General features: G+C 70.3%; 13 protein-coding genes. 5 read left to right on the forward strand and 8 right to left on the reverse strand.

What is annotated here, in order from left to right:
• Window positions 1-31 precede the first annotated feature (31 nt).
• Window positions 32-1,396 (reverse strand): alkaline phosphatase PhoX, encoded by a 1,365-nt coding sequence (locus ACFUPX_RS24875; RefSeq protein WP_383326624.1) that lies wholly within the window; start codon window positions 1,394-1,396, stop codon window positions 32-34.
• Between the two features lie 94 nt (window positions 1,397-1,490).
• Window positions 1,491-2,582: a cell division protein ZapE gene (zapE, locus tag ACFUPX_RS24880; RefSeq protein ID WP_383326627.1), complete on the reverse strand. Its 1,092-nt coding sequence runs from the start codon at window positions 2,580-2,582 to the stop codon at window positions 1,491-1,493.
• Between the two features lie 37 nt (window positions 2,583-2,619).
• Here zapE and ACFUPX_RS24885 point away from each other — a divergent pair, with 37 nt between their 5' ends.
• The 4 genes from ACFUPX_RS24885 (at window position 2,620) to msrB (ending at window position 5,998) form a co-directional block, all read left to right on the forward strand.
• Window positions 2,620-3,384, forward strand: coding sequence for a pyrimidine reductase family protein (locus tag ACFUPX_RS24885; RefSeq protein ID WP_383326630.1), 765 nt, complete (start codon window positions 2,620-2,622; stop codon window positions 3,382-3,384).
• 145 nt (window positions 3,385-3,529) lie between these two features.
• Window positions 3,530-4,003 (forward strand): indole-3-glycerol phosphate synthase, encoded by a 474-nt coding sequence (locus ACFUPX_RS24890; RefSeq protein WP_383326633.1) that lies wholly within the window; start codon window positions 3,530-3,532, stop codon window positions 4,001-4,003.
• 150 nt (window positions 4,004-4,153) lie between these two features.
• A complete protein-coding gene (murC, locus tag ACFUPX_RS24895) occupies window positions 4,154-5,551 on the forward strand; it encodes a UDP-N-acetylmuramate--L-alanine ligase (protein ID WP_383326636.1) in 1,398 nt (465 codons plus the stop codon).
• A 39-nt stretch (window positions 5,552-5,590) separates the two neighbouring features.
• Window positions 5,591-5,998 carry a peptide-methionine (R)-S-oxide reductase MsrB gene (msrB, locus tag ACFUPX_RS24900; protein WP_383326639.1) on the forward strand — a complete coding sequence of 136 codons (408 nt, stop codon included), beginning with the start codon at window positions 5,591-5,593 and terminating at the stop codon, window positions 5,996-5,998.
• Window positions 5,999-6,075: 77 nt separating this feature from the next.
• On the opposite strand, the gene ACFUPX_RS24905 is transcribed toward msrB, so the two are convergent.
• The 4 genes from ACFUPX_RS24905 to ACFUPX_RS24920 form a co-directional block, all read right to left on the reverse strand.
• Window positions 6,076-7,389: a M28 family metallopeptidase gene (locus ACFUPX_RS24905; RefSeq protein ID WP_383326797.1), complete on the reverse strand. Its 1,314-nt coding sequence runs from the start codon at window positions 7,387-7,389 to the stop codon at window positions 6,076-6,078.
• Between the two features lie 268 nt (window positions 7,390-7,657).
• Window positions 7,658-9,142, reverse strand: coding sequence for a hypothetical protein (locus ACFUPX_RS24910; RefSeq protein WP_383326642.1), 1,485 nt, complete (start codon window positions 9,140-9,142; stop codon window positions 7,658-7,660).
• Window positions 9,143-9,266: 124 nt separating this feature from the next.
• Complete coding sequence (locus tag ACFUPX_RS24915; RefSeq protein ID WP_383326645.1) at window positions 9,267-9,734, reverse strand: hypothetical protein; 468 nt, start codon at window positions 9,732-9,734, stop codon at window positions 9,267-9,269.
• 115 nt (window positions 9,735-9,849) lie between these two features.
• Window positions 9,850-10,260 carry an organic hydroperoxide resistance protein gene (locus ACFUPX_RS24920; RefSeq protein ID WP_361054176.1) on the reverse strand — a complete coding sequence of 137 codons (411 nt, stop codon included), beginning with the start codon at window positions 10,258-10,260 and terminating at the stop codon, window positions 9,850-9,852.
• A 129-nt stretch (window positions 10,261-10,389) separates the two neighbouring features.
• Between ACFUPX_RS24920 and ACFUPX_RS24925 the strand changes: the two genes are divergently transcribed.
• Window positions 10,390-10,881 (forward strand): MarR family winged helix-turn-helix transcriptional regulator, encoded by a 492-nt coding sequence (locus ACFUPX_RS24925; protein ID WP_383326649.1) that lies wholly within the window; start codon window positions 10,390-10,392, stop codon window positions 10,879-10,881.
• A 21-nt stretch (window positions 10,882-10,902) separates the two neighbouring features.
• On the opposite strand, the gene ACFUPX_RS24930 is transcribed toward ACFUPX_RS24925, so the two are convergent.
• Window positions 10,903-11,901 (reverse strand): ABC transporter substrate-binding protein, encoded by a 999-nt coding sequence (locus tag ACFUPX_RS24930; RefSeq protein ID WP_383326652.1) that lies wholly within the window; start codon window positions 11,899-11,901, stop codon window positions 10,903-10,905.
• 16 nt (window positions 11,902-11,917) lie between these two features.
• Window positions 11,918-12,697 carry an ABC transporter ATP-binding protein gene (locus ACFUPX_RS24935; RefSeq protein WP_383326655.1) on the reverse strand — a complete coding sequence of 260 codons (780 nt, stop codon included), beginning with the start codon at window positions 12,695-12,697 and terminating at the stop codon, window positions 11,918-11,920.
• Window position 12,698 lies beyond the last annotated feature (1 nt).

Below are 12,698 nucleotides of genomic sequence, written 5' to 3' on the forward strand. Positions count from 1 at the left end.
GCCCCCGAGGAGCCGCCGCGCACCCGTCCCGTCAGGTCCTGTGCCAGGGCCCCGTCACGGCGAACGTCGTGCCGGGGGTGTAGCAGTTGACGTACATCGTGTCGTGGTCCGGCGAGAAGCAGACGCCCGCGAACTCGCCCCACTCGGGCTCCTGGGGCGTGCCGATGTTCTGCCGTCCGCGGGCCATCGCGTAGACCTCGCCGCGCCGCGTCAGGCCGTACACGTGCTGGGCGCCTCCGCCGTCCTCGGCCACCATCAGACCGCCGCTGGGCGCGAGGCAGATGTTGTCGGGGGACTCGCCCGGCAGCTGGATGTCGGTGCTCGGGCCGAAGACGATCACCAGGGTGAGGCGGCGCTCGGACGGGTCGTAGCGCCAGATCTGGCCGAAGTGGTCGGCCGCCGAGCCCTCCGCGCTGTGCGCGAACGACGACACGAAGTAGACGGACTTCCCGCCCCAGTAGCAGCCCTCCAGCTTCTGTGCGTGCGTGATGCCCTTGGGTCCGAAGTCCTGGTCCCTGATGGGCGTCTGGACGGCGAGCGGGTCCGGTACGTCGACCCACTCGATGCCCTCGAAGCACGCTCCCGTCTCCTGGACCGCGGACAGGTCGGGCACGCCCGGCACCCGCATGGCCTGGAGCTTGCCGCCCGCACGGAGCGAACCGCGGCCGCCCTCGGGCTTCTTGGGCAGGAAGCGGTAGAAGAGGCCGAAGGGCTTGAGGAACGCGTCCTCGGTCTCGTAGACGACACCGCGTCTGGGGTCGACGGCGATCGCCTCGTGCTGGAAGCGGCCCATCGCGGTGAGCGGCACGGCTCCGGTGCGGTGCGGGTCGACGGGGTCGACCTCGAAGATGAAGCCGTGGTCCTTGGTGTAGCCGTTCGTGCCGGCCTTGTCCTCGGTCTCCTCGCAGGTGAGCCAGGTGCCCCAAGGGGTTGGCCCGCCCGCGCAGTTGACCGCCGTGCCGGCGATCGCGACGCGCTCGCTCAGGACGTTGTTGTGCCGGTCGAGCGAGAGCGCCGTACAGCCGCCCTTGCCCATCGGGTCGTAGGTGAGGCCCTTGACCGTGGGCACCGGGACTTTGCCGGTGACGCGGTTCTCGTGGTTGCGGACGAGGTTGGTGCCGCCGTGCTTGCCGCGGAACGTGGCCATGCCGTCGAAGTTGCTCGGCACCTTGCCCTCACCGGACGGCAGATCGCTGCCCTCCCGTGAGAGAACCTTGTAGCGGAAACCTTTCGGCAGATCGAGCAGACCGGCGGGGTCGGGCACCAGCGGCCCGTACCCGGCCTTGCCCTGCGCGGCGGCGCTCCCGGCGAAAAGCTCCGAGAGCGCGCCGGTGAAGGCGATTCCCGCACCCACAGCTCCGGTACGGGCTAGCACCTGACGTCGTGTCGTGGACATAAAAGGTCGACCTCCTGCTGGCGGACAGGAACATGACCGGATGTGTGTACCACGCGCCTAGGCGTGCGGGAACCACGCGCGTAGCGGTGAGTCGCTACGGCTTCACGAGGCTCTGCGCGTCGCGTGCGAGTGCCGTGAGGCGTGAGATCGCCCGGAAGTACTTCTTCCGGTAGCCGCCGTTGAGCATGTCCTCGCTGAACAGCTGGTCGAAGGGGACCCCCGAGGCGAGCACGGGGACCTCGCGGTCGTACAGGCGGTCGGCGAGTACGACCAGACGCAGCGCGGTCGACTGATCAGGAACGGGCGTCACCTCGGTGAGGCAGACGGCCCGGACGTCGTCGGTCAGCGCGCCGTACCGGCTGGGGTGGACGCGGGCGAGGTGGTCGAGCAGATGCGGGAAGTCGTCCAGGCTCGCGCCGTCGGTCGCGTACGCGGTCCTGGTGACCTGCTCGTCCGAGTACGGAGCGGGCGCCTCCGGAAGGCCCCGGTGGCGGTAGTCGTCGCCGTCGATGCGCAGCGATTGGAAGTGGGTGGACAGGCCCTGGATCTCGCGCAGGAAGTCGGCGGACGCGAACCGGCCCTCACCGAGCTTGCCCGGCAGCGTGTTCGAGGTCGCGGCGAGTGCGACGCCCTCCTCGACGAGCCGTGCGAGCAGCGAGGACACGAGCACCGTGTCGCCCGGGTCGTCGAGCTCGAACTCGTCGATGCAGAGCAGCCGGTGCCCGCCGAGGGTGCGCACGGTCTGCTGGAAGCCGAGGGCGCCGACCAGGTTCGTGAGCTCGACGAAGGTGCCGAACGCCTTCTGCTCGGGCGCGGCGGGCGTCGCGTGCCAGAGCGACGCGAGGAGGTGGGTCTTGCCCACTCCGTAGCCACCGTCCAGGTAGACGCCGCGGGGTCCGGTGGGCGCCGCGGCCTTCTTCTGGAACCAGCGGCGCTTGCCCGCGCCGGACGCGTGCGCCCCGCCGAGCCCGGCCGCGAAGCCGCTCAGGACCCGCACGGCCTCGGTCTGGCTCGGCTGGTTCGGGTCCGGGATGTACGTATCGAAGCGGACGGAATCGAAGCGCGGCGGCGGCACCATCTCGGCGACCAGACGGTCGGCGGGGACATGGGGCTCGCGGGCGCACAGCGACAGGGGAGCCGCTTCGGCTATGGGGCTCTGCCCGGGGGCGGCGGTGGAGGACGACACGGTCCCTAACTCTAAGCGCCGTGCAAGACTGCTGGACATGCGACGCCTGTTCCCTGTGACCGACCAGACACACGAAACATCAGTACGAGAGTGGGGGCTGGGGGAGCTGGCCGACGCGTACGCCTACCCCCCGGACGAGGCCTCCTGGCTGCGCGCCAACATGGTGTCCACGCTCGACGGGGCGGCCCAGCACGACGGCAGGTCGCATCCCATCTCGAACGCCGCGGACATGCGGATCTTCGGCACCCTGCGCGCGGTAGCCGACGCCGTGGTCGTGGGTGCGGAAACGGTCCGCCAGGAGGGTTACCGTCCGGCACGCGCGCGTGAGGACTTCGCCGGGCGCAGGGAGGCGGCCGGGCAGTCGGTGGCCCCCGCGATCGCCGTGGTGAGCGCGAGCCTCGACCTGGATTTCACCCTTCCGCTTTTCACCTCGCCCCTGGTGCCCACGCTGGTGGTGACCGGGGCCGCGGCCCCGGCCGACCGGGTCGCCGCGGCCGAGAAGGCCGGCGCCGTGGTCGTCGTCGCGGGCGAGGGGACGGCGGTCGAGCCCGAGCGGGTGGCACCCGCCCTGGCCGAGCGCGGCCTGACCCGGCTGCTCACGGAGGGCGGGCCCCGGCTGCTGGGCCAGTTCGTGGCGGCGGGGGCCCTGGACGAGCTCTGTCTGACGGTCTCCCCGATGCTCACCGCGGGGGACGCGCAACGGATCGCCTGGGGGTCCGCGGTGGCGGTGCCGGAACGATTCGCTCTGGCTTCCGTACTGGAGGAGGCCGGGTTTCTCTTCACCCGATACCGTCGAACCTGACAATCAGCGGAATCAACCGTTCCGTTTTGCTTCCGCTGGGCACACTAAAAGTCGCAGACCCCGTGCGGCCACGGGGCAGGATGGTTTCCGCAGGGGCCTGTCGAGACAGACTCTCGGCAGCCCACGGATGAGAAGGGCGCCTGTCGTGTTCACAAGCGTATTGATGATCGAGAAGGCGCTGACCTCCGCCGACGTGGAGTTCGTCACCACCTTGCACGGCGATGAGACGGTCACCTTCCGGGTGCTGCTCCAGCCCCGCGGCGACCAGGCGGACCGCCTGCTGCGGGCCATCGACGACGTGGCTCTGGGGGAGCTCGACGAGGCGGCGAGGGAAGGCGACGTACCCGAGGGGCAGGACGCCACGGCCCCCGCGCAGAAGGCCCTGGAGGTCTCGCTGGCGGCGTTGCACGCGGCGGGCTGCGAGGCCGTGGGCAAGCTGATCGAGGACCACCCGCTCGACGCGCTCAGGCAGCTGGTCGACGAGGCGAACGCGGACGAGGTCATCGTCCTGACCGACCCGCACTACGTGGAGGAGTTCTTCCACCGGGACTGGGCGTCCCGTGCCCGGCACAAGGTGGGCGTGCCCGTCCTGAAGCTGTTCTCGCACACGGAGGACTAGCGTCCCGCTTGGCGTGGTGATCAGCCCCGCGCCCCTTACCGGGCGCGCGTGTGCCCGCCGTCCGCCCGAGGCAATAGTCTGGGCCCTGCTCGGCTGCTTCGGCGCAGCTGCTCATCTGCCGTAACTCTTGGATCTTGGGGAGACACACGTATGGCACCCGGCCTGCCCACCGCCATGGACCGACCGCACTTCATCGGCATCGGCGGCGCCGGAATGTCGGGCATCGCCAAGATCCTGGCCCAGCGCGGCGCCAAGGTCTCGGGCAGCGACGCGCGGGAGTCGGCCACGGCCGAGGCCCTGCGGACCCTGGGCGCCACGGTCCACATCGGCCACGACGCCGCGCACCTCGCGTCCGACGCGACCTGCGTGGTCGTCTCCTCCGCGATCCGCGCCGACAACCCCGAGCTGGCCCGCGCCACGGAGCTGGACATTCCGGTGGTCCACCGCTCGGACGCCCTGGCCTCCCTCATGGAGGGCCTGCGCCCCATCGCGGTGGCCGGCACGCACGGCAAGACCACGACGACGTCGATGCTCGCGGTCACCCTCTCCACCCTCGGCCTCGACCCCTCGTACGCGATCGGCGGCGACCTGGACGCCCCGGGTTCGAACGCGCTGCACGGCGACGGCGGCATCTTCGTGGCCGAGGCGGACGAGAGCGACCGCAGCTTCCACAAGTACGCGCCCGAGGTCGCCATCGTCCTGAACGTGGAGCTCGACCACCACGCCAACTACGCGTCGATGGACGAGATCTACGAGTCCTTCGAGACCTTCGCGGGCAAGATCGTCCCCGGCGGCACGCTGGTGATCGAGGCGGACCAGCCGGGAGCGGTCGAGCTGACGAAGCGCGTCCGCGGCCTCGGCGAGCTGAAGGTGGTGACCTACGGCGAGTCCGAGGACGCCGACCTGCGCATCCACAAGATCACCGCACGCGGCCTGACCAGCGAGGTCACGGTCGTCCTGAACGGCAAGTTCCTGACCTTCACGGTCTCGGTCCCCGGCCGTCACTACGCCCACAACGCGGTGGCGGCCCTGGCCGCGGGCATCGCGCTCGGCATCCCGGCGCACAACCTCGCCTCCGCCCTCGGCTCGTACACCGGCGTCAAGCGCCGCCTCCAGCTCAAGGGCGAGGCGGCGGGCGTCCAGGTCATCGACTCGTACGCGCACCACCCCACGGAGATGACCGCGGACCTGGAGGCGATGCGCTCCTCCGCGGGCGACTCGCGCCTCCTGGTCCTCTTCCAGCCGCACCTCTTCTCCCGCACGCAGGAGCTGGGCAAGGAGATGGGCCAGTCCCTGGCCCTCGCGGACGCCTCCGTGGTTCTGGACATCTACCCCGCCCGCGAGGACCCGATCCCAGGCATCACCAGCGCCCTGATCATCGACGCGGCCGTGGCGGCGGGCGCGGACGTACGGGCCGCGCACGACAAGGCCGAGGCGGTGTCGGCCATCGCGGGAATGACCCGACCCGGTGATCTCGTTCTCACCATGGGAGCGGGCGACGTCACGGACCTCGGCCCGCAGATCCTGGCAGAGCTTTCGAAGAGCTAAGACGAAGAGCTAAGACGAAGAGTTAAGGGGTTCAGTCTCATGTCGTACGACGTCGAGAAGCCGGACGAGCAGTGGCGCGCGGAGCTGAGCCCTTCGGAGTACGCGGTCCTGCGCCAGGCCGGCACGGAGCCCGCGTTCGTGGGCGAGTACACGGACACCAAGACCAAGGGCGTCTACTCCTGCCGCGCGTGCGGCGCGGAGCTGTTCACCTCGCAGGAGAAGTTCGAGTCGCACTGCGGCTGGCCGAGCTTCTTCGACCCCAAGGACACGGACGCGGTCGAACTGCTCCAGGACACCTCGCACGGGATGGCGCGCACAGAGGTGCGCTGCGCCCGCTGCGGCTCGCACCTCGGGCACGTGTTCGAGGGCGAGGGATATGCGACGCCGACGGACCAGCGGTACTGCATCAACTCGATCTCGTTGACGCTGGCGGCCGACGAGGGCTGAGCGGCCACCACCGATCACGACACGAGACATCAGCGCCCGGCGGCGGACAGTCGTCGCCGGGCGCTGACGCGTGTCGGCTAGAAGGTCAGCTTCCAGCTGTTGATGTAGCCCGTGTCCTGCGACGCCACATCCTGCACGCGCAGCTTCCAGGCGCCGTTCGCCGCTTCGCTCGACGCGTTGACCGTGTACGTCGCTATGACGTTGTCCGCCGAGTCGTTGCTGCTGGAGTTCTTCAGGCGGTACGCCGTGCCGTCGGGGGCCAGCAGGTCGACGACCACGTCGCCGCGCCAGGTGTGGCGGATGTCGACGTCGGCCTTGAGGGTCGCCGGGGCGTTGCCCGTGCGGCCGGTCACGTTGATCGTCGAGGTCACGGCCGCGCCGTTGTCCGGGATGGCGACGTCCGCGGTGTTCTCGTACGAGTCACCGGGCGGGGTCGTGGTGCCGGTGCCCAGGGTCCAGATGGCGTGGGCGATGGCGTCGCTGTTGCGGTCCAGGGCCGTGTCGTTGATGTTCGCCGTGGTGTCGCACGACGAGTGGTAGCAGCGGTCGAAGGCCGTGCCCGACGTGCCGCCCCACTTCTGGGCCTGGGCGGCGGACTTCCTGGTCTCCGCACCGGTGAAGAGGCCGCCGACCGGGATGCCCACGTTCTTGAAGCTGGCGTGGTCGGAGCGGCCGTCGCCCTCGGTCTCTATCTCCGTGGGTATGTTCAGGCCCGCGTAGTAGTCCTTGAAGGTCTTCTCGATCGTGGGGTCGTCGTCGTAGACGAAGTAGCCCGGGTTCGGGGAGCCGATCATGTCGAAGTTCAGATAGCCGGAGATCTTCGAACGCTCGGTGGAGGGGAGGTTGTTGACGTAGTACTTCGAGCCGACCATGCCCAGCTCCTCGGCGCCCCACCAGGCGAACCGCAGATGCTTCGTCGGCTGCAGCTGTGCGCGCGAGACGGCGAGCGCGGTCTCCAGGGTGCCGGCCGAGCCCGAGCCGTTGTCGTTGATGCCGGGTCCCGCGGAGACGCTGTCGAGGTGGGCGCCCGTCATCAGGACCTTGTTCGGGTCGCCGCCCGGCCAGTCCGCGACGAGGTTGTAGCCGGTGGCGCCGCTGGAGGTGAACTGCTGCACGGTGGTGGTGAATCCGGCCGCGTCCAGCTTGCCCTTCACGTAGTCGATCGAGGCCTTGTAGCCGGCGCGCCCGTGGGCGCGGTTGCCGCCGTTGGCCGTGGCGATGGACTGGAGCTGGGTGAGGTGCGCCTTGACGTTGGCGAGCGGGATGTCGGGGGCCGCGAGCGTCGGGGAGGGCGCGGGGGCCGCCAGGGCCGCGGGCGCGGTGGCCGCGATCAGGCCGGCGGAGGCGAGGACGGCGACGCCTGCGGTGGCCCGTCTCAGGGCGCGGGGCATGGCGGATCTGGAGATTCTCATGTGGGGCTCCGAATTCCGAACAGCAAGGGGGACGGAACGTACTGACGCCCTGCGACGCGGATGCCGCAGGGCGCTGGAGCTGCGCTGAGCTTGAAGTGAAGTGTGTGGCGCGAAGTGCGTTGCCTGATATTGAGGGTGCGTCGACTCGGCGTCAAGAGAGGAAACCGGTCAGAAGTCGGGGAAGCGGTTTCGGATAGCGGACGCCGACGCCGACGTTGATGCCGACGCGGCCGTGGCCCGTGTGGACTCAGCCGTCCAGTCCTGCCGCCCGTTTGCGCCTTTGCAGCACGTAGTCGCTGAAGAGGTGTCGGCACCGGTCGAACAGCGTGCCCACCTCCGCGTCCCCGGGGCGTACATCCGGCGACGCGTGCCAGCTCTGCGCGTACTGCCCTGCCCAGATGCGCAGCTTCACGTCCGGATCGTCGAGGAGCCCGGCCGCCGCTCGCAGGGCCACGACCCCGCCGTGTGCGGACAGCAGCCGGAACGCCGCCACGCGGGTGTGCCGGGGGCGCTCGGGGCCGGTCCGTTCCAGGAGCCGGTCGACGGGGAGCTGCCGGGCCGAGGGCAGCAAGGCAGCGGCTGTCTCGCGTACGACAGCGGGGGACGGGTCGTCGAGCAGGTGCGCCAGGCGTGCGGCGTCCGCGAGGTCCAGCGTCCGGAGCCCGGCCACCGCCCGCGCCCGCACTCCCGGTGCCGGGTGCGCGAGCAGCGACCACAGCCGCGCGCCGTCCGAGCGGTCTCCGCACTCGGCGAGGCCGATGACGGCGCCGGGTGCGAGGTCGGTGTCTTCCGTCGCGCACCGCTCCCGGTACCAGGCCGTCGGATCGCCGCCGACCTGCCGTACGACGTACCGGGCGCAGGCGCGCACCAGCGCGGACCGGTCGTCGAGGAACGTTTGCGCCTGCTCAGCACGGTCTGCCCGCCGCAGCGCGGTGACACCGGCCGACCGGACCCGCGGGGCGCGTGCGGTCAGGAGCGGTGTCAGTACGGCGTCGAGGGATCCCGCTTCATCCAGGGGCGCCAAAGACGCCGAGGACGGCAAAGCCGCCAAGGACGTGAGCGCTGCCGTGGCGCACAGATCCTGGACCACCGCGTCCTCGTCCCGGGCGGCGGTGCGGGCCAGTTCGGCGGGGCCGATGAGCCGGTGCTCGACCGCCAGCCGGCACGCGAACCGCCGCACGGCGCGGTCGGGTCCGGCGAGGAGTTCGGCGAGGAGCCCGGTGCGCTGCCCGGTGCGCTGTCCGGGAGGTGCGCCGACCAGGACTTCGCCGAGCAGCTCGATGCCGAAGGAGCCCCTGTCGCGACGGCCTACGCGCAGGATCAGCGGCGCCAGGTCGACGGCGCCCTCGGGGTCGGCGTGCAGTGCCGCACGCAGCAGTTCGCGGGCGCGTTCGCGTACGGGTCCGACCCAGTCCGTGCAGCGGATGACGATCAGCGGCAGCAGTTCGGGCCGGCGGGCCGCCCGCGCGATCGCCGCTTCGCGGACACGTCCGTCGCGGTGGCACAGGGCGAGCGTGAGCCGGGCCTCGTCAAGTCCCGCCAGGTCGGCGGGCAGAGGGGCGGCGTGCTCCCACGCGGGCAACTGCTTTGGCAGGTTCCATGCCACCTGCCGTACCCCCGCGTCCAGAGCGAGCCAGCCCTCGGTGTCCGCGACGACCAGAGCGCTCCGCAGGGGCACACCCCTCGCGAGCCGCTCGACGACCGCTTCTCCGTCTCTGAAGACCTCACGCATGTCCGCCCCCGGGATTCCCTTGGTCGTGGAGCGCGATCGTAGGGCGCGGGGCGGGTCCGGGGCGCGCGAAATATGGCTGGTCCGCCGCGGCGCGGCAGCGTCCAGCCTCCGGTCGGACGGGGTTCTAGTCCTCTTCGGACGTCCCGGGCTCGGGACGCAGCAGCGGGTGCTTGACGCCCGGGAACACGCGGGCCCGGATCACCGGCTCGGTGGCCGCACCCACGATGACCGCCTCGGCTATGCCCCACGGGCGGCCGGGCAGGACGACGGTGATGTTGTACGTGGACGCGCAGCCCATGCATTCGTAGCAGTCGACCCACGTTTCGACCTCGGTGCGGCTGCCGGGGTAGCGGGCCACGTGGCGGTGGCGGGCGTGGCAGTGGTCGCACTTCTCGCCGGGCTCGCAGGTGCCGCCGCAGGGGCACGGCACGTCCAGGGTCTCCGCAGGCTGCCAGCGCTGCGTGACGACCGCCTCGCGGGTGGCGCCCATGTCCTTCATGGCCTTCAGATTGCGGGCGGCGACGTTGTACGACTCGCCGGTCGACGTCATCCGGTTCCGGATCACGTCCTTGCGTCCGCGGTTCGTCGTCATTCTGGGCCTCCTGGGGTTCACGCAGCCCACCAGGAGGCCCATGAGATCGGTACCTCTACGGTACCCGCCACCGGCCCAGGCCCTCAATCGAGCGTCCCGGGCCGCCCGCCGGCGACTACTCGATGACGAGCTCGACCTCGATGTTGCCGCGCGTCGCCTTGGAGTACGGGCAGTACGCGTGCGTCGCCTCGACCAGCTGCTGCCCGGTCTCGCCCGCCAGGGAGTCCGGCAGCTCCACGCGCATCACGACCGCGAGGCCGAAGCCCGCGTCGTCCTTGCCGATGGAGACCTCGGCGGTCACCGAGACGTCCTTGGTGTCGACCTTCATCTCACGGGCGACCGCCCCCATCGCACTGGCGAAGCAGGCCGCGTACCCGGCGGCGAAGAGCTGCTCCGGGTTGGTGCCCTGGCCGTTGCCGCCGAGGGCGGGCGGCATGGCGAGCGCGAGGTCGATCTGGCCGTCGGAGCTGACGGCGCGGCCCTCGCGGCCGTTGGCGGTGGCGACGGCGGTGTACAGCGCGTTCATGGGGGTGTCCTCTTCCCTCGGTCGAAGAACGGAACGGGAGGAGCGAAGTTCTTCGCTCGCCCCGCAGTAATGGTTGCACACGATTAAGTTGCGCACAACTTAATCGTGTGTGCCAGGTACTCTGGAGGCATGACGTCATCGCCGACCGCCGCACTCCACGGAGGCGAGATGCCCGACGTGCCCGACGACGCCGAGCTCCTCCGCCTCGACCACCAGGTCTGCTTCTCGCTGCACGCCGCCTCGCGCGCCTTCGGCGGCGTCTACCGCGATGCCCTCAAGGACCTGGGCCTCACCTATCCCCAGTACCTGGTGATGCTGGTGCTCTGGGAGGACGGCCCGCAGCCCGTCAAGGCGATCGGCGAGCGGCTGCGCCTCGACTCCGGCACGCTCTCGCCGCTCCTCAAGCGCCTGGAGACCGCGGGGCTCGTGCGGCGTGAGCGCAGCGCCGCCGACGAGCGCTCCGTGACCGTCCAGCTGACCGATGACGGGGTGGCGCTGCGCGAGCGGGCCCTGCCCGTGCCGCGCCGGATCCTCGCCTCGACCGGGATGACCGTCGAGGAGATCCTCACCCTCCAGGGGCTCCTCGGCCGCCTGACGGGCGCCCTCGACGAGGCTCAGTGAGACGACCGGGACCCGGAGGGGTCACCGCTTCAGTTCCCGTACGTACTTTCCGAACTTCTCCAGGCCGTCGACGTTGCGCGGGCCGCTGATGCCCTCGTTGTAGTCGAGCACGAAGAAGTTGTTCTTCTTCACGGCGGGCAGTTCCCTGGTGTGCGGGGACTTCTTCAGGAAGTCGATCTTCTTCTTGGCGGGCATGTCGCCGTAGTCGAAGATGATGACGACCTCGGGCTCGGCCTTGGCCACGGCCTCCCAGTTCACCTGGGTCCACCGCTCGTCGAGGCCGTCGAAGATGTTTTTGCCGCCGGCGCTCTTGATGATGTCGTTGGGCGGGACCTGGCTGCCCGCCGTGAAGGGCTGGTCCGTGCCGGAGTCGTAGAGGAAGACGGGCACCCGGTCACCCTCGGGGGCCTTGGACTCGACGGCGGCCACCCGCTTCTTGAGGCCGCCCACGACCTCGTCCGCCTTCTTCTCGACGTGGAAGATCCTGCCGAGGCGGTCCAGGTCCGAGTACAGGGCCTTGAACGGCGTTACCTTCTGCGGGTACTTGGGGTAGTTGAAGCAGCTCTCCGTGTGCATGAAGCTCTGGATGCCGAGCTTGTCCAGGATCTGCGGAGTGATGCCGCGCTGGTCGCTGAAGCCGGAGTTCCAGCCCGCGACGACGAAGTCGGACTTGGCCTCCACGACGAGCTCCTTGTTGAGCAGGTCGTCGCTGAGCATCCTCACCTTGGCGTACTCCCTCGCCCAAGGGGACTCGCTCACCGGCGGGTTGGCCGGGGGCATCACGTAGCCCTTGACGTGGTCGGTCAGGCCGAGGCTGAACATCTTGTCCGCGCTGCCGCCCTCGTAGACCACCGCGCGCCGCGGGGTCGTGTACGTGACGGGCTCACCGCAGCGCTTCACGGTGACCTTCTTGGACGTGCCCTCGGCTTGGGGGTCCGCGTCGACCTCCGCGCCGCATCCGGCGAGCAGCAGGGCTCCCGCGAGCGCCGATCCGATGGTGGTGGTGCGTTTTCTGGACATGATGTCGTGGTGCCTTTCAGAGGGGAGCCGAGGGGCTCAGTGCGTAGAGGAGTTGGGGGTCGCCGGTCAGGGGGTGGCTGATCACGCTGGCCTTGACGCCGAACACCTCGTCCACGAGACCGGTGGTGAGGACTTCCTCCGGCGTCCCCGCGGCCACCAACTCGCCCTGGGACAGGACTCCGAGGCGGTCGCACGCCGCCGCCGCGAGGTTGAGGTCGTGCAGGACCACGAGGACGGTGAGGCCCGACCCCTTGAGGAGTGAGAGCAGCTCTATCTGGTGGCGTACGTCGAGGTGGTTGGTCGGTTCGTCGAGGACGAGGATCCGCGGCTCCTGGACCAACGCCCGTGCCAGAAGCACGCGTTGACGTTCACCACCGGAGAGGGTGAGTACGCCGCGGTCGGCGAGGCGGGTCAGGTCGAGACGGGCCATCGTCCGTGCGCACAAGTCCCGTTCGCGCGCCCCGAGTGCCTGGTTTCCGCGCAGATGGGGCGCGCGGCCCAGGGCGACGACCTCCTCCACGGTGAAGTCGAGGTCCACCGCGCCGTCCTGGGCCATCGCGGCCACGAGCTGCGCACCGCGACGCGGCGTCAGACGGGAGAGGTCGTCGTCGCCCACTCTGACCACGCCGGAGCTGGGGCGCAGCGCGCGGTAGACGCATTTGAGGGCGGTGGACTTGCCGCTGCCGTTCGGGCCGACGAGGCCCACGATGTGACCGCTGCCCACGGTGAGGGACAGGTCCCGGACGAGGAGCTTGCCGTCGATCGTCACGGACAGGCCGTCGAGTACGAGATCCATC

Source organism: Streptomyces sp. NPDC057302 (genome assembly GCF_042667685.1).
Lineage (GTDB): Bacteria > Actinomycetota > Actinomycetes > Streptomycetales > Streptomycetaceae > Streptomyces.

Excerpts from the sequence above, each read along its gene's own strand:
- ACFUPX_RS24885 (WP_383326630.1), top strand. The coding sequence starts at position 2,620 with ATGCGACGCCTGTTCCCTGTGACCGACCAGACACACGAAACATCAGTA.
- ACFUPX_RS24915 (WP_383326645.1), bottom strand. The coding sequence starts at position 9,734 with ATGACGACGAACCGCGGACGCAAGGACGTGATCCGGAACCGGATGACG.
- ACFUPX_RS24875 (WP_383326624.1), bottom strand. The coding sequence starts at position 1,396 with ATGTCCACGACACGACGTCAGGTGCTAGCCCGTACCGGAGCTGTGGGT.
- ACFUPX_RS24905 (WP_383326797.1), bottom strand. The coding sequence starts at position 7,389 with ATGCCCCGCGCCCTGAGACGGGCCACCGCAGGCGTCGCCGTCCTCGCC.
- ACFUPX_RS24930 (WP_383326652.1), bottom strand. The coding sequence starts at position 11,901 with ATGTCCAGAAAACGCACCACCACCATCGGATCGGCGCTCGCGGGAGCC.
- msrB (WP_383326639.1), top strand. The coding sequence starts at position 5,591 with ATGTCGTACGACGTCGAGAAGCCGGACGAGCAGTGGCGCGCGGAGCTG.
- ACFUPX_RS24935 (WP_383326655.1), bottom strand. The coding sequence starts at position 12,697 with ATGGATCTCGTACTCGACGGCCTGTCCGTGACGATCGACGGCAAGCTC.
- ACFUPX_RS24910 (WP_383326642.1), bottom strand. The coding sequence starts at position 9,142 with ATGCGTGAGGTCTTCAGAGACGGAGAAGCGGTCGTCGAGCGGCTCGCG.
- ACFUPX_RS24925 (WP_383326649.1), top strand. The coding sequence starts at position 10,390 with ATGACGTCATCGCCGACCGCCGCACTCCACGGAGGCGAGATGCCCGAC.
- murC (WP_383326636.1), top strand. The coding sequence starts at position 4,154 with ATGGCACCCGGCCTGCCCACCGCCATGGACCGACCGCACTTCATCGGC.
- ACFUPX_RS24920 (WP_361054176.1), bottom strand. The coding sequence starts at position 10,260 with ATGAACGCGCTGTACACCGCCGTCGCCACCGCCAACGGCCGCGAGGGC.